This is a genomic window from Rhizobium sp. M1, from assembly GCF_002531805.1.
Lineage (GTDB): Bacteria > Pseudomonadota > Alphaproteobacteria > Rhizobiales > Rhizobiaceae > Rhizobium > Rhizobium etli_C.
Genome location: NZ_NWSW01000009.1, coordinates 61,354 through 86,952, shown reverse-complemented (window position 1 = coordinate 86,952; position 25,599 = coordinate 61,354). Strand labels below are relative to the sequence as shown.

Below are 25,599 nucleotides of genomic sequence, written 5' to 3'. Positions count from 1 at the left end.
ACATGGCCGAACAGGAAAGAACCGCCGCTGTCGACGTCAAGGAAGCCGAAGGCGTCGATCTTCAGGAATTCAGCGACCTTCTTGAAAAGGACTTCAAGGTCAAGAAGGATGACAGCGACAAGCTGCAAACCCTGGTGCAGAATCTCGCGCTTGCAGCGCGCGCGCGCTCGCAGTCGACGACAATTTCCTCGAATGCGATCAAGTCGATCAAATCCCTGATCTCCGGCATCGACAAGCTTCTGACCGAGCAGGTCAACGAGGTTCTCCATGCGCCCGAAGTGCTGCAGCTCGAGGGAACATGGCGCGGTTTGTGGTATCTGGTCAACAATACCGAGACGGATCAGAAGCTGAAGATCCGCGTCATGAATATTTCAAAAGAAGCCCTGGCCGACACGCTCGAAGACTATGAGGGCCAGATGTGGGACCAAAGTCCCATATTCAAGAAAGTCTATACGGACGAATATTCCATGCTTGGCGGCAGCCCGTACGGCTGCCTGATCGGTGCCTACGAGTTCTCCAACCACCCGAAGGACGTCGCTCTCCTTCGCAACATGTCCGGCATCTGCGCGTCGGCGCACACGCCCTTCATTGCAGCCGCCGCCCCGCGACTCTTTCGCATGGAAAGCTGGCAGGAACTGCCCAACCCCCAGGATCTGCAACAGATTGTCTCGTCGCCCGCCTACGCGTCCTGGCAGTCGCTGCGAGAGAGCGAGGATGCGCGTTACATCGGTCTGACGATGCCCCGGGTCCTTGCGCGCCTGCCCTACGGCGCGGAAACCATTCCGGTAAAGAGCTTCGCCTTCGAGGAGGATGTCCAGGGCGATCATCATCGCTACGTATGGATGAATGCCGCCTTCCCGATGGGGGTCAATATCAATCGAAGCCACAAGCTGTTTGGCTGGGGCACGCAAATTCGCGGCGTCGAGAACGGCGGAGCGGTCATCAATCTTCCAGTCCACAATTTCCCGACTGACGATGGTACCGTCGCGATGAAATGCCCGACGGAGGTCGCCATCGACGATCGCCGCGAGGCAGAGCTTGCCAAGCTTGGGCTCATGCCGATCCTGCATCGCAAGAACACAGACATCGCAGCCTTCATCGGTGCGCATTCGCTACAGGATGACGAGACGCGCGCCGGGCGCCTGGTCGATCCGGATGCACAGGCCAATGAACGCCTGAGCGCAAATCTGCCTTATCTTTTCCCGGTTTCGCGTTTTGCCCATTACCTGAAGGCAATCGCCCGCGACAAGATCGGTTCGTTCAAGGAGCGGTCCGACATGCAGATCTGGCTGACGGAGTGGATCAATCGCTACGTTCTTGCCAACCCTGCCTTTGCCGACGACAAGGCCCGCGCCAAACGGCCGCTGGCTGCGGCCGAGGTTCAGGTCGACAGCGTCGAAGGCCGCCCGGGATGGTATAATGCCCGGTTTTATCTGCGCCCCCATTATCAGTTGGAAGGCATCAATGCGTCACTGCGTCTCGTATCGGAGCTGCCGTCGACGAAGACCTGAATTCACAAGGGAGGTTATTCATGAAAATTGACGGTTTTCTCAAGGTGCCGGATATCACCGGACCGAGCGTTCGCGATGGCCACGAAGACGAGATCGAAATCCACGGCGTGGAGTTTGAAATGGTCGCCCCCTACGATCCCAATTCGCTCTCGCGACGGGGCCGCGTCAGTCTGGGCATGATCAATTTCATCAAGCATTATGACAAATCCTCGCCCTATCTGAAGAAGGCGCTGTTCGACAACACGCTTCTCGGCGAGGTCAAGTTCTCCGCGCGCAGAACGATCGAAGGCGAGACCAGCGATTATCTGGTCATCACGCTGAAGGACGCTTCGGTCACCCAGTACAATATGAAGCCAAGCGAGGACGAACCCGATCTCATCGAGGAGCGCGTCGGCTTCGCCTACAAGAACATCACCTTCAACTACGACGACAAGGACGAGGTCGAAATGGATGTCTATGTCGGCAAGTGACGGCTGGCGAAAAGAAGTTGGAAGAGAGTTGAGACCGCTTGGCGGGCACCAGCGCGCAACCCGCGAAACGATCCAGCCATCCTTGTGGGATCGCCTCGTCAATGACCTGCCGGGGCTCGGCTCCGAGATCAAAGATCTCCGGCAGATGTTGCAAAGCGAGATAGACGCAGAGCGGCTGGACGCGATGGTGGCCGGCGGCGTCGGGCAAATAGAGTCGGCGACGGATCTCAGTTTCGAGCAGAAGAAGAACATCCATCGTCTGCTTTCCCTGGAACGTCGTCGTCTGGAACTGGAAAGTCGCGGCGTCGTCGTTTCGAGCGATGTGCTTCGTGAAGCGGTGCGACGCGACATCGAGGCGCTTTTCAATGTGCAACGTTTCGAATCCTCGCCCCTTTTGACCGATGCGGAGGCCGACCTGGTAGGCGAGAACCCTCCCTCGCTTGAAGATTTTCCGCTGGTGCGCCGCAGTGTAGTCAATTACGGCGTGCCGCCATTTTCGGGCCGCTCATCGCGTGATTTCGACCGTGAGGAACTCGCCAAGGAAATCGCACAAGTGCTTGCGGCATTCGAGCCCCGGCTCAAAGAAGGCGCAACCAAGGTGACCGTCAGCCTTGGCGACAAGTCGATTGGCCTCAGGATCGATATTGACGCGCTTCTCCTGACAACGCCCGCGCCAGAACGGTTACGCATCCGCACCATTCTCGATCTCGACAACGGCTCGGCGAGAACCGAGTTGAAGGACACCTGAAATGGATCGGGTCTTCCTTGAATATTATGAGGAGGAACTCAGCCATATTCGCGCGCTTGCCGCCGAGTTTGCCCATATGCACCCCTCGATCGCGCGCAATCTTTCTCTGGATACCATTCCGTGTCCGGACCCCTTTGTCGAACGGCTTCTTGACGGCGTCGCGTTTCTGGCAGCCCGCACCCGCCAGAAGGTGGACGCAGAAAGCACGCGCTATGTCCGCAGCGTGCTTGAAAACTTCTATCCCGACCTCGTCTCGCCGGCACCGGCAACGGCCATGGCCTTGCTGAAGCCCGGCCAGCAAGTTCAAACCATGTTTGCCGGTCACCTTTTGAAGCGGGGAACGCGGCTCGTTTCCAGCGTGAGGCCTGGAATTTCGACAAGATCCATCTTCACCACGGTCCAGGACGTGACGCTCTGGCCGCTTACAATCAGGTCCGTGACCTACATACAGGACCGAAGCGCACTTGCGGCGGCGGGGATCGGCGCCATTGACGGGGTTGCCGGCGCGTCCGGGTTGAGCATCACCATCAATCGAACCGGCAGGGGCAAGCTCGCCGACTTGACGCTCGATCGCCTGGACTTTTATTTCAGTGAGAAGAGCAAGGCGCCATTGCTCTTCGATACGCTATTTGGCGCCTGCGCTGGCGTTGGGGCGCGCCCGGAGGGGCGCGACAACCCCCTGAAGCCACTGCCCGCGCCCGAGATGGTCGGCATATCTGACGACGAGGCGCTCATGCCTCGCACGCGCGAAACCTTTGAGGGCTACCGCCTTTTGCGCGAATATTTTATCGCCCCCGAGCGGTTTCACTATGCGCGTGTGACGGGGATGCGGCCGGTCGTTCGCCAATGCGGCGAGAGGCTGGAACTGGTTTTCCTGCTTCGTCGGCCCGTTCCGGAGCTTGCCGGCCTCACGGCCAAGGATCTGGAGCTTTTCGCAACGCCGATCATCAACCTGTTCGAGCGCTCCTGCAGCGTCATCGAGTTCGATCCGCGGCGGACCCGGCAGGTCCTCCACGCCGATCGAACGCGGCCGCGCGATTTCGAAATCTATCGCGCGGTGCGTGTGGAAGACGCCGATGGCGAAGGCTCCGACGCCGAGATACCAGCTCTTTTCAGTCTCGGTCAAAACCGAACAAACGGTTGGGTCTATTTTACAGAACGTCGCCCACGGCGGCCGAGCGAGGACGAGCTTCGTCAGGGACAAACCCGCACATCCTATGTCGGAGACGACGTCTTCATCTCGCTCTCACGCCCGGCACAGTCGAAAGCGGGGCGACCGCTCAAGCGAATTGAGGTGACGGCCCTTTGCACCAACCGGGACTTGCCGATACTGGACGACACGCCCTCCCTTACGCTCGAAAGCGGCGATCCTGTCGAGACCGTGCAATTGCTTGGCGCGCTACGCCAGCCCTGGCCTGCCATTCCGGCAACGCTTCCGGCCGGCGCCGTCGAAGCCTCAAGAGCCGATGAACTCGCCTGGCGCTTTATCGCGCAATTGTCGCTGAATTTTCTCAGCCTGGCGGAGGAAGGCCGCGGGGTCGACCCTCTTCACGCCCTGCTCGATCTTTATGCACAGCGGGGAGATCCAAGCCTCTCGCGCCATGTACGCGCCATTGCGCGAGTCGAGGCCCGGCCTCTCATCGAGCGCCTGCCGATCGCTGGGCCGATGTGCTTTGCCCGCGGCAGCGACATCACGCTCCATGTCGACCAGTCGGTGCTTGCCGGGCATAGCAGCTTGTTGCTTACGGCGCTGCTCTCGAGGCTCTTTGCACGCTACGCGGCGATTAACGGATTCGTGCGCACAAGAGCGCGGATCCTGCAGAAACAGGAGGATGTGCTATGGCCGATAACGCCGGGCAACCGCTTCCTGATCTGAAGAATGAAGTCGTCGGATCTGCCGAGCAGTTCGACTTTTTTGAGCTCCTGCGGCGGCTCGAGAATACGGACATGATCTTCGGTCAGGCAGGCCCGCCGCAGCGGGAACCGGCCCGGCTCGGACAGCACATACGGCTTGGTTTTGCCGTGCAGGACATCGCAAGGCTCGAGCCTTCCACCGAAACAGCGCCCGCCCGGGTAACGGTGGCGACGATCGGCTTGCTCGGTCCCGAAGGTCCGATGCCGCTTTATCTGACGCGCTGGGTGCTGGATCGCCTGTCGCAGCGATGGTTTGCCGGTGCCGACATGCGCGAGGTCAGCGACACCACGTTCGTCGACTTCGTCAATGTGCTTCAACATCGCATGATCGCACTCTTCTACCGGGCGTGGGCGGATGCGCACCCGGCCGTCCAGATCGAGCGCGCCGAGGGCGGTCGCATTCGTGCCATGGCGGCGGCCATGGCAGGGATCGGCCTGCGAGGCAGGGCTGAGCGTCAGCCGACCGCGATCGACCTGACGAAGCTTGCTCACGCCGCAGCCCTTGCCCATCAAGTCGACGGGCCTGAGAGGCTCACGCAGTTTCTTGGCGATCATTTCAAGGTTCCTTTCAAGCTTCGCGAATTTGTCGGTGTCTGGATGGACATACCGCTAAGGATCCAGTCCCGCCTTGCCGGCGCCCACGCACAGCTTGCCAGAAGCGCCACGATCGGGCCGAGAACATTCCAGCGACAGCAACGGATCGAACTTTCCGTCGGACCGTTGACGCTTGGAGATTACGCAGCCTTTCTGCCTGGCAGCGAGCGTCGCGCAACCTTGCAAACGGCAATCCGCGATCTGATGGGAAACGGGCTCGATGTGGATGTCAGGCTCGTGCTCAAACGAGACGAGGTTCCCGCAGCCAAGCTGGGACAAGCGCGGCTCGGGCATATCGCTTGGCTCGCTCCGAAACAGGATCGAGGCGACGCAGCCGATTTGTGCATGCGCACCCTCGTTGGTTTTCGTCCTGAGATTGCGGAGGCCACCGCATGGCCTTGATCCTTACCCTCGAACAGTCCCCCAGGCCCCAGGCCGTGCGCCAGATGCGGCTCGTCGAGGGCGAGCTCGTCATCGGTCGTAGCGCAGACGCCGACTGGCGGATCGACGATCCGGACATGTATGTTTCCCGTGCCCATTGCACCATTGCTTGCGTTCACGGTCGATATCAGGTGACGGATACGTCAAGCGGCGGCCTCTTCGTAGACGGGGCGCGCGCACCACTTGGAGCGGGAAATTCCGCCCCGTTGCATGACGGCGCCCGGCTGCAGCTCGGCAATTATGTCGTCCGTGTCGAGCTGCAAAGCATGCAGGCAGAGCGCCCGTCTGAACAAACGACATCGCCGCCGCCGATCGGCTTCGAAGGGGATTCTTTCTTCTCGGAACGCATCGAGCGGGTTGAATCCCCCCGGCGACCCGCCGGATTGCCTGACCCGTTCGAACACCCCGCTGCGGCGCCGTTTGCCGATCCCGACCGACAGGAGCCGAAAAAAAGCGCGCCCCTGTTCGACGATCCGTTCAGCCTCGACCCGCTACCGGCCCAGCGGCAGGACAATCGGGCCTGGGATCTTTTTACGACGGGCACGGCTGCAGAGCAGCCGGCTCCGGAGCTCGCCACACCACAAGTCGGGCCGCAAGCCAATCCGGAACCACAGACGGAGCCGAGGCAGCAGAAGACAGCGCCGATCGAGACCGACCTGCGCGACGCCTTTCTGCGCGGATTGGGCTTCCGTGGCGAGGAGTTTCCGTCTGCCGATCCCGTCGTCCAAATGGAGAATTTTGGCCGGGAGTACCGGATGATGCTGGAAGGGTTGATCCATCTCCTGCGCAAGCGGGCCGAAGAAAAGGGCGAGGCCCGGATCGCACAAACTGTTGTCGGGGCCTCCGAGGTCAACCCTCTCAAATTCATGCCGACCGTCGACGACGTCATCGCGACGTTCCTCACGCAACGCAATGTCGGCTTCCTGCCGCCCGAAGCGGCGATCAACGGCTCCATCCGCGATCTCGCCCACCATCACGTGCGCACCTGGCGCGGCGTCCAGGCCGCGCTGGCAAGGATGGTGGAGCGCTTCGATCCGGCGGCGCTAGAAAGCGAATTGAAGTCTCAATCGGCCTGGGACGCGCTGCTTGCCGGCGGGCGACGGGCAAAGCTCTGGGAACTTTACGAGAAACGCTATCGCGAAATTGCCAGGAGCGCATCAACGCGCTTCCTCGGCGAAATCGGCAGCGATTTCCGGGACGGCTATGAAGAGAGGGAGAATGAATGATGCTTAACCGACGTGGTTTCTTGATGATGCTCGGTGCGACAGGCTTGATTTCCGGTTGCATGAGCGGTCCGCCAAAATCCTCGACCGTGACCGTAAAGGCGACAGGACAGGCGGGGATGAATCTTGCCGCTGATGGCGGGGATCGCCCGGTGACCGTGCTCGTCCTCAGGCTCAAGGATGTCGGGAAGTTCAATTCTGCCGATATTTTCGCCCTCCAGTCCGACCCTGCTTCCGCACTCGGGGCAGACCTTCTCGGCTCCGACCAATTGACCGTCTCTCCCGGCGGATCGGCCACCAAGACGGTGGCGTTCCCGCCGGAAGCCACGTTCCTCGGAGTGGTCGCGTTTTTCAGGACGCCCGGCGGCCGTGTCTGGCGACAGGCAGTCCCGGTCAAGCCGGAATCGACGGTGACGGCGAATGTAGCATTGAGTAGCGGCGGCATGGCGCTCGCGCTCGCCTGAAAGGAGGGCGTTCCAGCATGACGGATACGAATAAGGTGCTTTGGTCCGAGGGACTCTTCCTTCGGACGCAGCATTTTCAGCAGCAAGACCGGTATACCGAGGCCCTGATACGCGGCGCGCTGCAGGCGGGGAGGTTGCAGACCTTCGGCTTTAGATCCCTTACGCTGGATACCGCACAGCTTGAAGCAGGCCGCGTTGCCGTCTTGTCGGCGCGCGGCATTTTTCCGGACGGCACGCCCTTTTCCATTCCCGAGACGATGGATGCGCCGGTGCCATTGACCATCACCCGCGAAATGGGTGCGGGGGCGGTGCAGCTTGCGCTGCCGCTGGAACCGCCAGGCGGCGCTTGTTTCGATGCCGCTCATAACGAGCCGACCGGAGCCCGTTATAAGGGACAGATCGAACGCGTGCGTGACGCCGTCAATGGTGGCGCCGATCCCGAAGAGATCGAGATCGCCCGCCCTCAAGCCCTGCTCCTGTCGCCGCTGCAGGCGACCGGCGGCTATACCGCGATGCCGGCTGCGAAGGTCGACGGGCTGCTGGCCGACGGCAGCGTCGCGATGGGGGAAAACTTTCTGCCACCAGCCCTGACGACCGGCGCCGTGGCCTTCTACGGCCAGTTGATGCAGGAGGTGATAACCGGGCTCGACCGCATCGCCGAAGCACATGGCAAGATGGTTCTTGGTGGCGCCGGCCGCAGCGTGGAAAATCTGCTGGTCCTCGAACTTGCCAACACGGCGCGTCCGCGGCTGGCCCATATGCTCCCCCAGGAGGTTTTTCACCCGGCTGAACTCTTTCTCGAGCTGAGTGGGCTTGCGGGGCGAATGGCGACCTACGGCTCCGGCTCCCGACGACTGACCGAGCTCCCGACCTATGAGCACATGGCGCCGGGACCTGCCTTTGCGGCACTCGCAGACACATTGCGTTCGCTGCTGCTCAGCCTGCGTTATGTCGAGCCGAAGTCGCGGGCACTTCCCGTACTCAAGCACGCGACCAATGTCTGGAAGGTTCGGGTCGACAATCCCGAATTGCTGACCGCCAGTCGCATTGTCGTGCGGGTCGGATGTGACATGTCCGAGGAGGCGCTGCGCAAAATCTTCGTCGATCAGGTGACGGTGGGTGCTGCCGACGAATTCGAGGCCCTGTGGAAGTCACGACTGCCGGGCATCCGTCTAAAGCCGCTTCATTCGCAGCCTCGCGAGATCCCCTATGACGGTGACCGTCTCTGCCTTGAACTCGATCAGCGCAGCGAACATTGGGAATCCCTTCTGCGTTCGCCCGGCTTCGTAATCGGCGTGTCCGGCGTTTTGCCCAGCGAACCGCAAGTCGACTGCTATTCGGTTAACAGGTAGCGCCATGGCAAGTGAGGATCCATTCGGTCTTTCAGGCGATAAGGGTCGTACACGCATCCGCCCCCCGCCCCCGGCGAGCGCAAGACAGCTTCCTGCTGGCGGAATCCTGGCAAGAAGGGCGCGGTCTCATCCAAACAGACTGATCAGTGCCTTTGCAAAGTTGCTCGAATTTGCACCGGAACTCGAAAGTGCGTTGCCACCGAGCAATCCAGAAGTGCTGCGAACGAGACTGATGGAAGAGCTCGTTTCAGCGCGAGACGCTGCGGTGGCGTCGGGTTCGGCCCTTGCGCGGGCGGACTCGGCTGCCTGGGCTGTCGCCTCGCTTCTCGACGACCTTGCGCTGAACACGCCCTGGGGTGGAGCAAGCGCGTGGCCGCGCCAGCCGCTGGTCGTCATGCTCCGTGGCGATGTCGATGCCGGAGCGCAATTTTTTGCCCGGTTGGAAGAATTGGAGCGCCATCCCGGTCGTGATCAGGAATTACTCGAGCTTTATTATTTCTGCCTGGCGCTTGGTTTTCGCGGCAAGTACCGTGTGCCCGGCCGTGCTGGCGACCGCTCGATCAGCGCCGTTCGCGCCGCCGCGGCTCGTTTCCTGCGTGACGCCGATGCTGAAGCTGCCCCGCTCTCGCCCAGATGGGAGGGCGTTGCGGCGGCTGACGAGCCATCCCGTTTTGCCGTGCCGATCTGGGTCCTTGCCGTCGTTGCGGCAGCGCTGTCGACGGCAATTTACATGTTGTTGTCGATGCGGCTCGATACCAAGGCTGAGGAGCTCGCAACGCTGGTGCGGGCACTGCCGCCGCCCGAGCGGGCGGAAATATATCGCCCCGAGAAGCGGACACCACCGCCGAACGCACCACCCGTAGAGCCCGTTATTTTCCAATTGCTGCCGGAATTTCGCGCCGCAGCGCCCGCTTCCCTGCTGCCGGCCCTGAAGGGAAATGAAAACGCCTCTTCGGTCACGCTTCTTTTGCAGTCAAGCACACCGGAGCTTTTCCAGTCTGCCAGACCCGAATTGACGAAGGGCTTTGAACCCCTCGTTGCTTCCATTGCAGCGGTTCTCAAGCAGAATGCGGAGCTGATCGGCGGTATTACCATAACCGGGCACACCGACAATGTCCCGCTGCAAGCGAGCAATCCGCTGTCCAACAACCAGCGCCTTTCCGAAGCCCGCGCTGCGACGATTGCCTCATTGCTGGCCGCCTCCGGCGTGCCGACAGGGCAGCTGAAATCGCAAGGACGCGCGGCGACACAGCCGCTTGCCGCAAACGACAGCCGCGAGGGTCGGGCCGCCAACCGCCGCATCGAAATCCTTATTCAAAAGAGGCTCTGAGATGGCGATCTTCCGGTTCCTCTGGGCTGTTCTCACCTCTCGCTGGCTCTGGACCTTCATCGGGCTCATTTTGCTGTCCCTCATCGTCTGGATATTCGGTCCTATCGTCAGCGTCGGAGACAGTGCGCCGTTTGCTTCCGAGATCGTGCGACTGGTCATCATCGGCCTTTTGTTCCTCGTGTTCATCATCTGGTGGGTTGCGGCGCGGCGGCGTGCGGTGCGCGCCAACCGTCTCTTCGTTTCCGAGATTGCCCCGCAGCCCGAGGCTCCGCCAAGTCCAGCTGAAGAGGGCGTTGCCGCCGTCGGAGCGAAATTCCGGGAGGTCATGGCGGATCTCAAACGCCAGAAGGTCGGCGGCCGAAAGTTTCTCCGCGAGATGCCTTGGTATGTCATTATCGGCCCGCCTGCGACGGGCAAGACGACAGCCCTCCGGCAATCCGGATTGAGTTTTCCAATCGATCTCACCGACGACCTTCATGGCGTCGGCGGCACGCGCAACTGCGATTGGTTCTTCACCGAGGAGGCGGTGCTGATCGATACCGCCGGTCGCTACGTTCAGCAGGAGAGCCAGCCGGAGGTCGATGCAGCGGAATGGCTGGGCTTCCTCGATCTCTTGAAAAAGCACAGGGGCCGTCGTGCGTTAAATGGCGTCATCGTGGCGCTCGGCATAGACACGCTCTCGGAAGACGATGCGGCGATCCGGATGCATGGAAGGCAGATCCGCAAACGCTTGACCGAGCTTCAGGAACGCATCGGGATCCGCTTGCCAGTCTATCTCATGCTGACGAAAGCGGACCTGATCAAGGGCTTCGAAAGCTTCTTCGGGGCGCTCTCGACGGCCGATCGTGAACAAGTGTGGGGAGTGACCTTCCCGCCACGCGCCCGCATCGAGGGCATCGAAGTCACCGAGGAATTCTCGGCCTTGGCCGGCGTGCTCGAACGACGTCTCATTCCGCGTCTCGAAGGCGAGGAGAACCTGACCGCCCGGGCGGAAATATTTCGTTTCCCAGCCCAGGTCGAAAGCCTTTCAGAACCGGTTCGTGTGCTGATCGAGACCGTCTTCGGCGAAAGCAAATATGCGGAAAGCGCCTGGTTGCGAGGTATCTATCTGACCTCCGCCACCCAGGAAGGTACGGCAATCGACCGGCTGACGGCAGCATTGGCCTCATCCTTCGGCCTGCCTGCCCAACCCGTTGCACCAATGTTGCGGGCCGAAAAGCGCAGCTTCTTCCTCAAAGACCTGCTGACGAAGGTCATTTTCAAGGAGGCGGGCCTCGGCACCTTCGATCCGGCTGCAGAGGATCGGCGCATCTGGATATGGCGTGGCGCCGCCTTAGCAGCAACAGCGTTCGTGGTCATTGCCGGTCTGTTGTTCACGATATCCTATCGGAAGAACGATGCCGCCCTCGCGGCGCAGGCCGAACAGCTCGAGGCCCTGCAGCTTCCCCTGACGCCGGTTGCAGCACGCCAGGCGCCGGTGGATCCACTCGACCTTGATTTGGCGCTCGAAGCCGCCACGGAAGTGGCGAATGCACGGACCGACCAGCCAGGCGGAATAGCTGCCGTGATAGGTCCTTCCGCTGAAACCGAAATTCGCCAGGCGCAGTCGGACGCCTATAACCGCACCCTGCGCAATATATTGGAACCTCGCATGGTCGCGCTGCTCGAGGCGACGATGTGGCGGCAGATCCGCGACCCCGAGTTCCAGTTGGGCGCGCTGAAAACCTATCGCATGATGACCGGCCTGTCGCCGATGGACCCGGACTTCGCCAAGCAATGGTGGACGGAGAAATTACCTGAATCGGCCCCCGTGCCACCTTTCAAGACCGAGATGGCAGCGGATCATCAGCTTGCGGCGATCGACAATATGGCAACGGAACAGGCTTTCGTCGCTCCTGACGAAGCGCTGGTGGGCGAAGCGCTCCGCACGATCTGCTCGATCCCGCTGCCGCTGCGCGCCTATAGCGCACTGCTCTCCGATCCGGAGGTCACGGCGCTGAAGGAATGGATCCCGGCAGATCATGTCGGCCCGAATGGCCTGAAGGTTCTGGCACGGCGCTCCGACAAGACGCTGAGAGTCGGCATCAGCGGTGCCTTCACCTATGACGGATTCCATAACGTGATCCTAACCCGGCTCGAAGACGTCGCAACGCAGGCCGCGCTGGACCGCTCGGTTTTTGCCGGCGGATGTTCCGAGAGCGCCAGCCCGTCGGTCGCCGTCCTCTCGCAAGATATCCTCAAGCTTTACTATGACGACTATATCGCCAAGTGGGACAGCTTCATGCGTGACATCAGGCTTGCACCACTGGCCGACCTGCAGACCGCCAGCGAAAACCTCAAGGATCTCTCCAGCGCCGATTCCTCAATGAAGCGTCTGCTGACCGCAATCGTGCGCGAGACGGAACTGACCCGTGCCGATGACGGCGGCGGCGGCCAGGCTCCTCCGCCAGGAGCATCCAAGCTTTTGTCCAAGCTTGGCAAGATCGGCAAACTTGCCGCCAAGGGCGTGAAGATGATGCCTGCAGCCGGCTCCAAGTCGGATGTAGATCTTTCGGGCGCGCTGGTCGCCGAGCATTTCAAACCCATCAGGGCGGCCATTGTCGAGGTCGATGGCCAGCCTCCCGCACTCAATGATGCAGTCGCAGCCTTGACCGCGCTGTCGAACATGCTTCAAACCGTGTCGGCAAGCCCGGATGCGCAGGACGCAATGAAAAGACAGGGCGGACTGGCGGAACTGACCGGTGCAGTGGCAAAACAAGCCGTGACCCTTCCCGATCCGCTAGACGACTGGCTGGCCGGATTGGCCGGGAATACGAGCGCGCTGGCAACAGGGGCGGTCACTTCAGAGCTCAATGCCATCTGGCGTGCCGACGTGCTTCCCTTCTGCCAGGCAGCGCTTACCAACCGCTATCCGTTCGTCCCCGACAGCGCAATCGATGTCAATGTCGTCGATTTTCAGCGCGTCTTCGGTCCCGGCGGGCTGATCGACAGTTTTATCAATAATAATCTGGTCAACTACATCGACACGACCAGCCACCCCTGGAAATGGCGCTCCGACATCAAGCTCGATCCCCGCCCTCTGGCGGCGCTGGAACAGGCGCGGCTGATCCGCGACAGCCTCTTCCCGGGAGGCGCTGGGCCAATCCTGACCTTCACGCTCGAGCCCAAAGATCTTTCGCCGACAGTCAGCCGCGTGACCTTGAATGTCGACGGTCAGAGTCTCTCCTACTTCAACAACCCGACGCGCCCGCAGCCAATGACCTGGCCCGGCAAGGATGGCACCGGTGTGATCACCCTCGCCTTTCAGCCCCTCGACGGTTCGCCGGAAGTGATGGTCAGCGAGACTGGAAGCTGGGCGTTTCTGCGGATGCTGCGCGCCGGTCGGCTGAGCGGGACCAATCTTGCCGAGCTCTTCAAGCTCCGCCTTGCCGCCCAGGGCTACTACGCCGATTTCGAGCTCCGCGCGGCAAGTGTCGCCAATCCCTTCGACTTGAAGATGTTTGGGAGGTTCTCGTGCCCGACGCAGCTTTGATCCTGCCTGGATTCTTCGGAAAGCTGCCGGCGATGGGCGATTTCGTCACTCGCCGCCTGCCGGCCTCCTTCGTCGGGCGGTGGGATCGGTGGATCAGCCAGCATCTGGTTCACCGATTTTCGCAAGGGTCGATGGAAGACGCTCCGGTCCTGCGATTTCTGCTCGGCGGGGAGACATTCGGCGCGATGACTGGCGTGATCCTGGCAAGCGCTGATCGTGCCGGCAGGCGGTTTCCGCTGACCATCGCCGCAGCGCCCCCACTTGCCGCCATTGAGATTGCAAGCGTTGCCGCAGACTGGTTCGGTCAGCTGGAAGCGACAGGGACGTCAGCAAGAGACGATAGAATGGACGGCGACGCGTTGGCCAGCGTCCTTGCGGCACTGCCTTACCCAGCGTCCAAGGCGTGCGATGGCCCGGTTCGCGGCATGGTTTTCTGGACATGGGAGCGTGAGGTAACCGCGATCGACGCTGCCATGCCCGATGCCGCGCTTGGGCAGTTTTTCCCCGAAGACGAGAGCCATGTCTGATGAGGATCTGGAACCAGACCGGTTACCCGACCGAATTCACGATGGGCATGGACAAGCAGGGTCGGGAATACATTGTCGTCGTCGTCAAGGGAACCTTCGACTTTCCCGATGTCGCGGGCGGCGTCGCGCAGAAATCGCCCGAGCAAGTCCCGCTGGTCATGGCCGACACCTACACTGGCGAACCGGGTTATTCGGCAACTCTTTGGGAATCCGACTTCGCGTTCCGCAAAGCGTTCTGCGACGTCATCGCCAATGGATGCGCCTACGCTCCGCAGGGCCGTCCAGCCGACCGCGTCACGGTCGGAATCAAGATTGGAAACTGGTCAAAGGTTTTCGAAGTCCTCGGTCAACGCGAATGGCGTGCTCGAGGCCCGACCTTCGTCGCGACGGATGCTGAACTCTTCCTGCGTCAGCCCTTCTCATACGACACGGCCTGGGGTGGCATCGACCGGCTCGATCCCGGTGAACAAACGCCCGCAAGTTACAAGCAAAACCCCTACGGCACCGGTTGGGCGCGCACGAGCAATCAGCGCTTTATTCCTGGCCTGAGGCTGCCGAACACGCAGGCTGTCAACGAAGAGATCCGCTCGCCGTTCGGCGACTATCGGCCGATGAGTTTCGGCCCCTATGGTCGAGGTTGTCCCGGCAGGATCGAGTTCGCGGGGACCTATGACCAGAATTGGATCGACAACATCTTCCCGTTCCTGCCTCCCGATTTCGATGAGCGCTATTTTCAGATGGCGCCATCCGATCAGCAGATATCTCACCCCAAAGGTGGTGAGCAGGTGATACTCATCAACCTTACTCCCGAGGGAAAGACCTGGTTTTTGCTGCCCGATACGGCACTGCCAATGACGATTTTTCGCGATGACGAGATAGTGCTCGACAAGACCATCCGACCCGACACGCTGCTGTTCGATATTGAGAGCAGGCGCCTATCAATGGTCTGGCGAGCAGAGGTGCGGATACGAAAAGTCATCACCGAATTCGGGGAGGCCTGGGTCGGTCCTCCGACTGCGACGATGAGAAGGGCTCGGGAAGAAGGCAAGCAATATATCCGGGACGTGGCAACGCAGACGGAAATGATCGCTGATGACGAGGTGGGCGCATGACGACCCGCGCGCTTGATGTCCTCGCCTGCGGGATGGTAACCGCCGTTGGTCTCGATGCGCCGTCGGCCTGCGCTGCCATACGCTCGCGCATTGATGGATTTCAGGAAACCCGATTTCAGTCGGGCCCGGATGAGCCGATCATCGGCGCTCCGATCCCGTTGATCCACGAAGTTGTGGGCGAGCAGCGTATGGCCTACCTGGTCGCAGCTGCGATTCGAGAAAGTTTGGATGCCTTGTCCACCGCCCGTGCAATGGCCACCCAGCTGGTACTTTGCATTCCCGAGGAAGGTCGTCCCGGTTCTCCGATCGAAGACAGCTTGCAGCTTGTACGCCGAATTGGCGATCTCCTTGGAAATTCGGCCACCCACTCCACGCGCGTGATCAGCGAAGGAAGGCCGGCAGGACATGCCGCCTTGCGAACAGCAGCGCGATTGTTGGCCGATCCGGACACGGAACACGTCGTCATCGCTGGCGTGGACAGCTATCTCACAGCCGGAACGGTCACGCACTATCTGGCCGAGAACCGGCTGCTGACGCCAGACAACGCCAATGGTTTCATTCCGGGCGAAGCCGCCGGCGCGATCCTCTGCGGCCGGGCGGGACAGGGCAATTTCCGACTCGCTGGGCTGGGGCTCAGTCGAGAACAGGCTTTCATCTACAACGGGCTCGATGAAGACGGGATGCATCTCCCATTGCGTGGCGATGGCATGACGGCGGCTTACAGGGAGGCCTTGGCTGAATGCGGGATCGAAATGGCGGGTCTTGGCTACAGGATCGCAGATCTCATCGGCGAGCAATATTGGTTCAGACAATCAGCCCTTGCGTCGATCCGGCTGGTTCGCGGGGCCCACGACTTTCAGGATATCCGGTCTCCCGCCGAATCGCTCGGCAATGTGGGAGCCGCGGTCGTGCCGATCATGGTCGGAATGGCGATGACCGCAGCCGCCAAGGGCTATTCGGGCGGCAGCCCCGTTCTCGTCGAGGCATCCAGCGACAATGGTGCTTGCGGTGCTGCGATCTTCTTATCCAGGGTGCCGTGATGGGAAATGTCTTTGCGAACGGATTGGAGATTTCGGGCAAGGACACCGATGGAAAGACTATCGCCGCATTCCCCGACACCTGTTTCACTCCGCCTCAGACGCCCGCGACGCCACCGGGTGTCCCCGTTCCCTATCCGAGCTTCGGTACGTCGAGCGACACCGACAAGGGCACGAGCACGGTCAAGATCGGGGGGCAGACGGTCAACATCAAGAACAAATCCTATCTGTCGAAGACAACCGGCACCGAAGCCGGCTGCGCACCAAAGAAAAACCTCATCACGTCCAAAAATATCGGCAAGGAGTATTTCCACTCTTGGTCGAATGACGTCAAATTCGATGGCGAGCCGGTCATTCGCTTCAGCGATATGGCGACCAATGACCACGCATCGCCACAGGCCGGCACGCCACCTTGGGTTCATGTGCTCTCGGCAAATGTCGGAGGAATAACGTGCGGCAAACTCCTGCAGAAGATGAACTTACGTCTGCATCCGCATAACAAGAAGAAATGTCCGCAGGGATATCAATCGGAACACTATGTCGGAAACGAATACTTCCAGCCCGATCGAGCTCATAATACCTCGTACGATCAGTGGAAGGATTACAGTGTGCACACGGCCCCATGTGTCTGCATCCGTTCGATGAAGCACAAGAAGGGCGGTGGGTTCCAGGAAACCGGCAAAGGGAGCCGCAAGGACACTCCCCATGACACGAAGACAAAGGCGGTCAACGACTACAACGCAAAACTGGAGGCACAGACAGGCAGGTCGCCTAAGCTACGCGGAGCTGTCGCCAAGGGAACGAAGTCAATCTCCGAACAACACAAGGAGTGCAAGAATTCCAGCCCTGCCACGCAAGAGAAGGTCGCGAAATGTCTGACTATGGTATTTATGGCTTACATTCAGAGCGTCGTCGGTCCTCCGCCTCCCAAGAAATCAATGGAGGAGCTTAATGAGATGCGAACGATGCGTCACAGGACAGTGGCATGACCGGGCGCAAGACGATAGATGGCGTCCCCGCACAAGACGTCTACCTGGAGGTGATGCGTGGCTTTCATCTTGGCGGCACGCTTTTTGGTGTTTCGATTGAACTGAGCGATGAATACAGGGAGCGCGGGCGTTCCTATCTGCTGTTGGTGGATTTTACAGGACGTAGCGCCCGGTTTCACGTGCTCTTGCAGCTGGAAAACCAGATGTTGTCGCACATCAGCAGTTCGCAGGATGATCATGTGCTTCTGGAAGTCGGCGGCCTGACCCATTTCCTGCGTGGCGGTTCGCACAGCACCGCACGGGCGCCGGAACCCTTCTTTCACAAGCTGTTTCGCCTGCCCGACGGGGCGCTCTTCACCTACGGCGAGGACGGCTGCGTGTGTCGTTTTGACGGCATTTCGTGGCAGCCGATCCAACCCTTGATATCGTCATTCCTGCGGGCGATGCATGGCCCGTCGGCCGAGCTCCTTTATGTGGCGGGCAATAATGGCACTCTCCTCCATCTGCAAGGGGACCGTTGGCGGCAGGTCCCGCTCGATTTCAACCGCTCAATCGAAGCGATCCATGTCTCGCCCAACGCGACGATCAGCATCGGCTGCGAAGACGGCTTCTGCTTTGAGTACCGAAACAATGTGTTGAAAGAGATTAAGGCGCCCGATAGTGATTTCATGTCGATATGTGACTTCAAGGGCGCGCGGTTTTGGGGCGACAATGACTTCGGGGTTTTCGTCCAGGACAATCACGTCCTGAAAGAGTTCCGGGCGTTGGGCTTTGCCTATGCGATGCAGCCGTCGCCCGATTTGCTCGTCGTCACCGGGTGGAAAGAGATCTTCCTGTTTGACGGAAATTCCTGGTCGGGGTTCGAGTTTGGCTACGACGGACAGCTGTATATTCAGGTCATCGACATGAACACGCGCTATCTCTGAGCGCTTGCGCCGTTGGCGGTCAAATATTCCCTGACCTTGTCCAGGTCCAGCTCTTTCACAGGGATCGATCGTCTGGCGCTCAGCATCCGCACCACAAACAGCTCGCCTGCCTCGGGAAACTCCGCATATCGCTCCTTGGCGATTTCCTGCCCTGTTTCCCCTGCCACTCGTAGCCCATCGAGATGGGCCTCAAGTCGCTCGACCAGGCGAGCGAGCCGCTCCTCATCCATGTCAGGATTTTCGTCCGGATGAAGGAGGTGATAATCGTAGACGGTCCATAAGAACGCAGCCATTTCAGCGTGCTGGCGGACGATTTCGCGAAGAACGGGCGCGGCTGCCATCAGTTGAGGTTCACCGATCCGCCGCGAATGCGATTGGCTGCACTTGCGTGGCTCGTCACATACGTGCCCCGAATGGTAATGTGCCCATCCCTTTCCATGATGATCGTCGCCTTACCGCAACGAAGTTCGATCCGCTCTCCGGCTGTGATCTGCACACGCTCGCCGTCACGAACAACATTCGGCGCCGGCGCCCCGCGCGCCGGATCGACGATGCGCCCTACGATTAGCGGCCGAGACGGGTCCCCACCCTCGAAGAGCAACGCTACCTCAGCCCCGACCATGGCAGACGTGAGCTCTGCCAAGCTTTTCGCACGGAGCGCTGTCTCCTCGGGGTTGCCGGGAAAGACGACCAGTGGCACGCCTGCATCGAAACCCAGCAACAGCCCGATGACCACTCCTTCAATCCGCTCCAGAATGTCGGACATATGACCCGTCCTCAATTATGATTGATCTTGCTGCCCTTCCATGTGACCTCTCCCGAGGCCTTACCGTTGAATTTGCCCGACGCGTTGATCGAAATGTCCTTGCCTTCGATCGAGATCGTGCCGTCCTTCTTCATCGCGATGCTTGCCGAGCCGCACTTGATGACGACCGAGTCTCCCGCTTCGATCAGCAGGTCCTGTCCGATCTTGATCGCTCCATCCTCGCCCACCTCGACGAGACTGCCCTTGGCGACTTTCACCGCCCGGCTGCCGCCGATTTCCGTCGCATCGTCGTCGCTGATCTTGGCGCTACGCGCCTTGCCAACGCTGCTCGTCTGCGCCCCGCCGATCGACACGCTCTGGTCCGCGCCGATATTCCAGCTGTCGGAGGCGCCGATGTCGTGGCTCTGGCCGGCACCGACGCTGACGGAACGGGACGCGCCGATCGTGTTCGATTGCGTCGCGCCCACTGATCTGGTCTCTGTCGCGCCGACGGTATCGACGCGTGCGGCACCAACCGTCACCGTCTGGACGATTGCGACGGTCTGGGTATGACTGGCGCCGATCGTCTCTGTCGAGTTTGAGCCGATACTGATCGTCTCGTTAGCGCCGACGGTCAGAGATCGATTGACCCCGACCGTCTCGGTATCGTTCGATCCGATCTTGACGGTGCGGTCGACACCCACCTTGGTCGTCTTGTTGTTGCCGACATCCTCGTCCAGGTTCACGCCGACGGAGTGTTTGGCATTGTTGTCGATGCGGTCCGACTGGTCGTGCTGGACGAGCTTGCTGCGATCGTGCTTGATCAAAAGGTTGTGGTCCTTCTGCGCCTGGAAATAGACCTCCTCCGATCCGGCTTTGTCTTCGAAACGCAATTCGTTCCAGCCACCGCCCCCCGGCGAGGAATTCGTCTTCAATCCGGATTGCGTGGCGTTTCCCGGCAACTCGTAGGGCGGCATTTCCTTGCCGTTATAGACCCTGCCGGTGATGATGGGTCGGTCAGGATCCCCTTCGAGAAAGTCGACGATCACCTCCTGGCCGATCCGGGGAATCTGGATGAAGCCCCAGCCGGCACCGCTCCAGGTCTGCGACACGCGCACGAAACAGGAGCTGTTCTGATCCTTTTTGCCGAGGCGGTCCCAGTGGAACTGCACTTTCACGCGTGCATATTTGTCGGTGAAGATCTCCTCGCCCGCTGGGCCGACCACGGTCGCGGTCTGTGGCCCGCGCATGACCGGCCTTGTCGTGGTGCGCGGCGGCCGATAAGTGATGGACGTCGGAGCGACCTGAAAAATTGCCCGGAAGGTTTCTTCCCCTGCATCGGCGGCAGGCCGGTAGCCGGGGTCGAACAGACGGTAGTCGGCGCGAAGCACGACATATTCCGCGTTCTGATCCTTGCGAGGAAAATTTTCAAGCTTGAACGTGGAGCCCGATGCAAGCCCACGTACCGTGCCGGCGGCAGCGATCCGCTGATGTGCCGCCTGAATTTCCTCCCGCCGGACGACGGCAACCGCATCGCCGCGGCCGACCGTCAGATGCGCGCCCGGATGGCGATAATGCTCACCCTGCGCCTCTGCGTGAGAGAAAGGTTGCGCCGATTGCGCCATGAGGTCGGCGCCCGGCTTGGTGAAATCGTAGTCCGTGTGAGCGAAAATGCCGGGCTGGACGGAACTGGTCGAAACCCAGTCCGTCATATATTCCTCATCCCGACGCACGGGATCGCCCTCGGCCCGGAACTTGACGCTCCCATAGCCTGGCGCCGGCTTCAGCTTGTTCATCGCATCGGCAAGGACGAGGGTGTGTTCGCCCTCGGCATACTCGAAGAAATACATGATGCCTTCGTGCTCAAGCAGCCGCTGCACGAAGTCGAGGTCGCTTTCGTCATATTGCACGCAGTATTCCCTCGCCTCGTAGGAACCCTGCAACCGCTTTTCGAATTTTGCCGCCTTGTATTTCGAAAAGATCTTCTCGACGATTTCGACGACACTCATATTCTGGAAGATACGGCAATCGGTGCTGTTGCCGAGCAGCCAAAGCCAGGGCCGCACCTCCGCCTCGTAGTAGGCAAACCTCTCCTCGATGCGCGTCAGGCGAAAATCCGTGACGAGCCCGCTGAACCAGCGCTTCTTGTCTCCGCTTTCTCCTTCAACCGACAAGGGTTTTCCGAGCAGCTTCAATGCGTCGACATTTTCATCGGAACTGATGAAGCCGACCGTGAAGGCAAAACACCGGCTGACCTCATCGCGGCCGATGAAATGCGTGAAGGTCAGCGCTTCGGATCCGAGCGGCGTCTGGACGGTTGTCTTGCGATCATCAGCCATGCGGAGAATGCCCCTGTCTCGTGACGCCGGCGATCCTGATGGAGAAGCCTAGCACAAAGGGCCGTCGCCTCGGAAGTGACATCAACAGTGCAACCATCCGATGCCTGTCGTGTGGCCGTCCGGTAGACCGCAACGCCTGAAAGGAGGGGATCTGTCTGACCTGCGCAATCGGGCGCTGCGAAAATGTCATACACGGGCGATCGATCCCCCAAGCGCGCGATCAGTCCTGACAGAGAATGCCAGCTCTTCAATCGCCAGTGCCGCTTCACGCGCTCCATTGGCAAAAACGATGCGAGCTGCGCGCATACGATACTGGGTGAGAAAATCTTCCGACAGGGCGAGTTCGATGGCCTCGTGCGCTCGCTCGACATCCACCGCTCTCAGACAGAGCCCCAAACCGGAGCTTTGCGCATAGGCGGCTCTGATGGCCTGCTCGTCCATCTCGGGCGCCTCATTAGGAACGAAGATTGCCGGGATGCCGCCATAAATAGATTCGTGGAAGCTGTTGTAACCGGCATTCGTTATCATCAGGTCGACGGCGTTGAAATATCTGGCGATCGGATAGATCGCCTTTTGCACGGTGCCTCCAATATGATCCTCGCGCTTCGGGGCGAGGGGATTGACCGCATCGATGATCTGGACGCCATGTTTGAGCAGCCCGTCGATGATCGCCGGCCGCAGCCGGCTGACGTCAAAATTTCGTTCCGAACCGAGCTGCACGACGGCGACGAGACCGGCAGGATCGACACCGAGAGCCGAGGCAGCTTCTGCCCGCGAGAGCCTGCCGTCATTGTCAACGAGGAGGATCGGAGAAACGCCGATCACGCCGGCGCGCAATTGCGCGGTGATGCCGTGATCTTCGTCCGCGGCGAACTCGCCCGGCTCGATCACCATGTCGAACCGATGCTGCATCGACGGATCGAGACCATGACGGGAAGCCCACATCCCGCGGCGAATCCAGACCCAGTTCAGATCGGGACGGGCGGCCAGCACTTTCAGCAGGCCGGGAAAGGGATGGTTGCTGTCGAAGACGACGCTGTTGATGGCAAACGCCTCCACGGCGGCCAGCAATTCCTGTGCGAAGACCTCATTCCAGCTGTCGTCCGTGACACCGATCTTCGGGGCGGACGGTATGTAGTCGACCGGGTGCCCACGTGCTTCGATAATCGAAGATCCGGCCGACATTGTCAGGAAAACGGGCTCCATGTCAGGCGACATGCGCTCGGCGATTGCCATCAATCGCGTGATGTGGCCAAGGCCTATGCCGTTTGTCGCGACAAACAGGACACGCCGACGTCCCATTAGCGACCGTTGCGGTCTTCCCGGCCCGGAACGGACCGTTGCGCGCCCGCTCGACGCGGAGAAGGCGTCAGCGTCAACGGCCTTGCCAACCGTGGCAAGCGCGGGAGGCGAGCTAAGCCCGAGTTCGTCATAGAGCGCATGCATTCTTTCCGGGTATCGGCTCGTCGAAAACTTCTTCTCGACCAATGCGCGCGCGGCTGCCGACTGTGCGTTGAAGGCCTCGGGAGAGGCGAGAAATCTCTCCAGAACGTTGGTTGTTTCTTCAGGCCGGCAATAAACCGCACCATCTTCGAACAGGTCCCGAAACGATGGGTCCAGAATGGTCACAAGCCCGCTCGCCATCGCTTCGGCAATGCCAATGCCAAACGCCTCAACCCATTGCCGGCTGTGAAAGAACACGTAAAAATCAAGCCTGTTCAGAAATTGAGGCACACCGCTGTTCGAATAGGGCGAGATGTTCCAGTTGGCTCCAATCAAAGGCACGATCTGGTCTGGCACACCGCCCATGACCTTAACCTGGACATTGCCAAGGTCGGGATAGGCCGCGCGCAATTCAGCCTCGGTGTCCGGCCATTTCAGGAGATCGCGACGCGAATGTCTGCCGATAACCGCCCGTTCGCGCGGCGGCTGCGCGGTCCTGATCGGCCACTCGTCAAGGTCGACGAGATTGAAGAGATCATGACGCAAGAGCTCAGGTCTGCCGGCGATGATGTCTTCGAACTGATGGCGCACCTTGGGGCCGACCGGTGCGAAGATGACGGGCGCCCCGAACATTCTCTCCAGATTTCGTTTCACTACGTCGATATTGTATTGCGCATTCCCCACTCCGTCGAAGGGCGGATGCTGGACCGAAAGGAGGACGACCTTCGATCTGAGGCGCAGCGGCCGTGCCGGCATGTGCGCGAACGCCAGGGGATTATGCGCGAAGAGAATGTCGCACTCGACTGGCTCCTCGCCCGTCAGCCACGGCACCTCCTGACGCTCAAGAACGTCGAGAAGACGTTCCTCGAACCGCCTGGAACGGATGTCGGAAACGCCGAGAAATGGAAGCAGAGCCGTCGAGAGGCCGAATTGCCGGGCGGATTGGATCTCGACCCGCACCGCGGATGAGGAGCCGCCATAAAATCGAGGATCGGCTGCATGGACAATATCAAAATGCATTCGAAAGCCAGATTGGGTCTATCAATGCTACCAGAGTCATTTCTCAGTTGTCAGGCCCGCTGCTTCAATAAGCGCTGCCGCTACGGCCGAAAGAAGAGTTACGTTCGGGACTTTCCAAATTCCTGACAGCAACGGGCTTTGGCTTGACCGAGCGGGTGATCCTTGATGCCGCAACTGCGACATAGGAACTGTTCGGATACCTGCTGATAAAATTGCGATAGGCTTGATCGGTGTTGCTTCGCCGTGCGTTGCGCCAGGCCACTTCTTCAGCGGCGGTCGGCGCACCTCGGTAACCGCTGATCATCGACGCCAGCGTCATATTCGAGCCTTGAGAGGTGCATGAGGCAAGTATCAGCGTTCCGAGGATAGAGATCTTGCGAAGCATATATTGCCCTCCCCGCAGCTTATTTTAGTAAGCATTCACAAACCACGAAAGTCAATGGCCGCAAGTTGAAACTCATTATTTTCTACGACCCGATGCAGCCCCGATGGACCTCCCTGGCTTTTTAAGCAACGAATAGATGCACGTTTCAACCCTGAAGATTAATTGAGGGGTTTATCTAAGCGTGCTCCGCCTTTTCGCTATGACAATTGCTCGGCAAGGAATTCCTCAAAGCTCAACCCCAATGTCACCTCACGCGAGATCGCCCACTTTCGCAACATAAGGTCGTAACGCCTGCGCACATAGTCCTGATATTGGCCGGGCGAAAGCGACGGAAGGTGGTGCACCTGCGGAATGAATTCGGCCGGCGTCTCTGCCCGGGACATGAGTTCCTGATGGAAATCGGAAAGAACAATGATCGGATATTCGTTCTTGGCCGTGCAGATCTTGCGAATGGACTCGATGGCTTCGAGAAAGCCGTCTGGTCTCGGCCCGAACCAGGTGACAAGCGTTCGAGATTTTGCGCGGTCATGCGCGTCGGCAATCGTATAGCGGAGTTCCTCGGGCATTGTCTGCTCTCGCCTCAAAAACGCGAAAGCATCGAAAGGCATTCTCATATTGAACAAGCGGCGCAAAGAGGTGGTCGGTGAAACCATCTGGTGGGTCTCCGTGCAAAGGACTGGCTTGTTCGATATCCTGGCAATCTCGTTCGCCTGCCTAAGATTGCTCTCGACAAAGATCTCAGCGTCGCACCGCCGATAAAAGGCGGCCTTGAATCTTGCATGAGTGCCCCGCCGCCGACGCTCCGCCGCGCTCGGCAGATCGAGCATGATGAGCTTGCCATAGTCGATCGCATTTGTACGAAGCCATGTTTCGGTCAAGGACCTGTACTTTTCGAGCCGGCTGGTCACGAGATAGGCGATGAATCGCGTCGGTTTGTGAAGCGCCCGCGCATTTCTCAAGAAGGCTTCATAGGCCGGACCATCGTCATTTTCAGTATCGGTCGGGTCGAGGCAGAGCACCCCGTCAATGTCGATGCACGCCTTCGATAACAGGCCGTGATGCATGAAATTCCACTGGAAGAGCCTTGGCTGTTCGACGACCTCGAATATAAAGTCGACATCCTCGACGCTATCGCGCAGGCCATAGACCGCCGCGAAGACAAACTGAGCGCGTGTTTTGGATGCCATCAATTTGGCTTTGGCTTCCCGCATGGCGCCACCGGTGTTGATGCTGTCGTCGAGGACAAGAACCTTTCGAACATCCGATGCGCTCCTGAACGACGCCGTATTCTTGGTTGCACCGAACGAATAAACGCGGCCTTCGATGAAACTGTCCAGGTCGGTCGTCGGTAGGTTGGCGACAAGGCCGAGCATGTTGGCGGCCAGTAAGCCGCTGCGTGGAATGCCGACGACCAGATCGATCTCGCGAGGAAGCATGTGCAACCCGTTGACGATCGCTTTGTGAAGATCCGATATCGAGCGATACTGCATCCGCATG

At 60.0% G+C, this 25,599-nt stretch carries 22 protein-coding genes; 16 read left to right on the top strand and 6 right to left on the bottom strand.

What is annotated here, in order from left to right:
• Positions 1 to 2 precede the first annotated feature (2 nt).
• Genes tssC through CO655_RS10355 form a run of 15 tightly spaced genes read left to right on the top strand, consistent with a single transcriptional unit; the run spans position 3 to position 18,170 of the window.
• Positions 3 to 1,511 (top strand): type VI secretion system contractile sheath large subunit, encoded by a 1,509-nt coding sequence (gene tssC / locus CO655_RS10425; RefSeq protein ID WP_097664605.1) that lies wholly within the window; start codon positions 3 to 5, stop codon positions 1,509 to 1,511.
• Positions 1,512 to 1,531: 20 nt separating this feature from the next.
• On the top strand, positions 1,532 to 1,981 hold the full coding sequence (tssD, locus tag CO655_RS10420; protein ID WP_097664604.1) for a type VI secretion system tube protein TssD: 450 nt from the start codon (positions 1,532 to 1,534) through the stop codon (positions 1,979 to 1,981).
• Positions 1,968 to 2,729 (top strand): type VI secretion system baseplate subunit TssE, encoded by a 762-nt coding sequence (tssE, locus tag CO655_RS10415; RefSeq protein ID WP_097607467.1) that lies wholly within the window; start codon positions 1,968 to 1,970, stop codon positions 2,727 to 2,729. The genes tssD and tssE overlap by 14 nt, the downstream gene beginning before the upstream one ends.
• 1 nt (position 2,730) lies before the next feature.
• Positions 2,731 to 4,605, top strand: coding sequence for a type VI secretion system baseplate subunit TssF (gene tssF / locus CO655_RS10410; protein ID WP_097607466.1), 1,875 nt, complete (start codon positions 2,731 to 2,733; stop codon positions 4,603 to 4,605).
• Positions 4,569 to 5,639, top strand: a complete 1,071-nt coding sequence (gene tssG / locus CO655_RS10405) for a type VI secretion system baseplate subunit TssG (protein WP_097607465.1) — start codon at positions 4,569 to 4,571, stop codon at positions 5,637 to 5,639. The genes tssF and tssG overlap by 37 nt, the downstream gene beginning before the upstream one ends.
• On the top strand, positions 5,630 to 6,904 hold the full coding sequence (gene tagH, locus CO655_RS10400; RefSeq protein WP_097664603.1) for a type VI secretion system-associated FHA domain protein TagH: 1,275 nt from the start codon (positions 5,630 to 5,632) through the stop codon (positions 6,902 to 6,904). Before tssG ends, tagH begins: the two co-directional genes overlap by 10 nt.
• Complete coding sequence (gene tssJ, locus CO655_RS10395; RefSeq protein ID WP_097581222.1) at positions 6,904 to 7,365, top strand: type VI secretion system lipoprotein TssJ; 462 nt, start codon at positions 6,904 to 6,906, stop codon at positions 7,363 to 7,365. Before tagH ends, tssJ begins: the two co-directional genes overlap by 1 nt.
• Positions 7,366 to 7,382: 17 nt before the next feature.
• Complete coding sequence (gene tssK, locus CO655_RS10390) at positions 7,383 to 8,717, top strand: type VI secretion system baseplate subunit TssK (RefSeq protein ID WP_097664602.1); 1,335 nt, start codon at positions 7,383 to 7,385, stop codon at positions 8,715 to 8,717.
• A gap of 4 nt (positions 8,718 to 8,721) precedes the next feature.
• Positions 8,722 to 10,047 carry a type IVB secretion system protein IcmH/DotU gene (gene icmH, locus CO655_RS10385; protein ID WP_097664601.1) on the top strand — a complete coding sequence of 442 codons (1,326 nt, stop codon included), beginning with the start codon at positions 8,722 to 8,724 and terminating at the stop codon, positions 10,045 to 10,047.
• A gap of 1 nt (position 10,048) precedes the next feature.
• The gene (gene tssM, locus CO655_RS10380) at positions 10,049 to 13,579 is read left to right on the top strand and encodes a type VI secretion system membrane subunit TssM (RefSeq protein WP_097664600.1); all 3,531 of its coding nucleotides are present in this window, start codon (positions 10,049 to 10,051) and stop codon (positions 13,577 to 13,579) included.
• On the top strand, positions 13,561 to 14,106 hold the full coding sequence (gene tagF, locus CO655_RS10375) for a type VI secretion system-associated protein TagF (RefSeq protein WP_097664599.1): 546 nt from the start codon (positions 13,561 to 13,563) through the stop codon (positions 14,104 to 14,106). The genes tssM and tagF overlap by 19 nt, the downstream gene beginning before the upstream one ends.
• On the top strand, positions 14,106 to 15,218 hold the full coding sequence (locus CO655_RS10370; protein ID WP_097607459.1) for a DUF2169 domain-containing protein: 1,113 nt from the start codon (positions 14,106 to 14,108) through the stop codon (positions 15,216 to 15,218). The genes tagF and CO655_RS10370 overlap by 1 nt, the downstream gene beginning before the upstream one ends.
• On the top strand, positions 15,215 to 16,258 hold the full coding sequence (locus tag CO655_RS10365) for a 3-oxoacyl-ACP synthase (protein WP_097664598.1): 1,044 nt from the start codon (positions 15,215 to 15,217) through the stop codon (positions 16,256 to 16,258). The genes CO655_RS10370 and CO655_RS10365 overlap by 4 nt, the downstream gene beginning before the upstream one ends.
• Positions 16,258 to 17,244 (top strand): DUF4150 domain-containing protein, encoded by a 987-nt coding sequence (locus CO655_RS10360; RefSeq protein ID WP_097664597.1) that lies wholly within the window; start codon positions 16,258 to 16,260, stop codon positions 17,242 to 17,244. Before CO655_RS10365 ends, CO655_RS10360 begins: the two co-directional genes overlap by 1 nt.
• Positions 17,241 to 18,170 (top strand): hypothetical protein, encoded by a 930-nt coding sequence (locus CO655_RS10355; RefSeq protein WP_097664596.1) that lies wholly within the window; start codon positions 17,241 to 17,243, stop codon positions 18,168 to 18,170. Before CO655_RS10360 ends, CO655_RS10355 begins: the two co-directional genes overlap by 4 nt.
• On the opposite strand, the gene CO655_RS10350 is transcribed toward CO655_RS10355, so the two are convergent.
• From CO655_RS10350 to CO655_RS10335, 4 genes are all read right to left on the bottom strand, one after another.
• The gene (locus CO655_RS10350) at positions 18,161 to 18,511 is read right to left on the bottom strand and encodes a hypothetical protein (RefSeq protein ID WP_097664595.1); all 351 of its coding nucleotides are present in this window, start codon (positions 18,509 to 18,511) and stop codon (positions 18,161 to 18,163) included. The two genes, CO655_RS10355 and CO655_RS10350, sit on opposite strands and share 10 nt — an antisense overlap.
• Positions 18,511 to 18,936, bottom strand: coding sequence for a DUF6484 domain-containing protein (locus CO655_RS10345; protein WP_097664594.1), 426 nt, complete (start codon positions 18,934 to 18,936; stop codon positions 18,511 to 18,513). Before CO655_RS10345 ends, CO655_RS10350 begins: the two co-directional genes overlap by 1 nt.
• An 11-nt stretch (positions 18,937 to 18,947) precedes the next feature.
• A complete protein-coding gene (tssI, locus tag CO655_RS10340) occupies positions 18,948 to 21,254 on the bottom strand; it encodes a type VI secretion system tip protein VgrG (protein ID WP_097664592.1) in 2,307 nt (768 codons plus the stop codon).
• Between the two features lie 186 nt (positions 21,255 to 21,440).
• Complete coding sequence (locus CO655_RS10335; RefSeq protein WP_245423774.1) at positions 21,441 to 23,108, bottom strand: glycosyltransferase; 1,668 nt, start codon at positions 23,106 to 23,108, stop codon at positions 21,441 to 21,443.
• 42 nt (positions 23,109 to 23,150) lie between these two features.
• On the opposite strand from CO655_RS10335, the gene CO655_RS34295 reads away from it, so the two are divergent.
• Positions 23,151 to 23,666: a hypothetical protein gene (locus tag CO655_RS34295; protein ID WP_245423773.1), complete on the top strand. Its 516-nt coding sequence runs from the start codon at positions 23,151 to 23,153 to the stop codon at positions 23,664 to 23,666.
• A gap of 115 nt (positions 23,667 to 23,781) precedes the next feature.
• Here CO655_RS34295 and CO655_RS10330 read toward each other — a convergent pair whose 3' ends face one another.
• Both CO655_RS10330 and CO655_RS10325 read right to left on the bottom strand, forming a co-directional pair.
• Positions 23,782 to 24,102 carry a hypothetical protein gene (locus CO655_RS10330; protein ID WP_097664589.1) on the bottom strand — a complete coding sequence of 107 codons (321 nt, stop codon included), beginning with the start codon at positions 24,100 to 24,102 and terminating at the stop codon, positions 23,782 to 23,784.
• 197 nt (positions 24,103 to 24,299) lie between these two features.
• The gene (locus CO655_RS10325; protein WP_245423772.1) at positions 24,300 to 25,592 is read right to left on the bottom strand and encodes a phosphoribosyltransferase family protein; all 1,293 of its coding nucleotides are present in this window, start codon (positions 25,590 to 25,592) and stop codon (positions 24,300 to 24,302) included.
• Between the last annotated feature and the right edge of the window lie 7 nt (positions 25,593 to 25,599).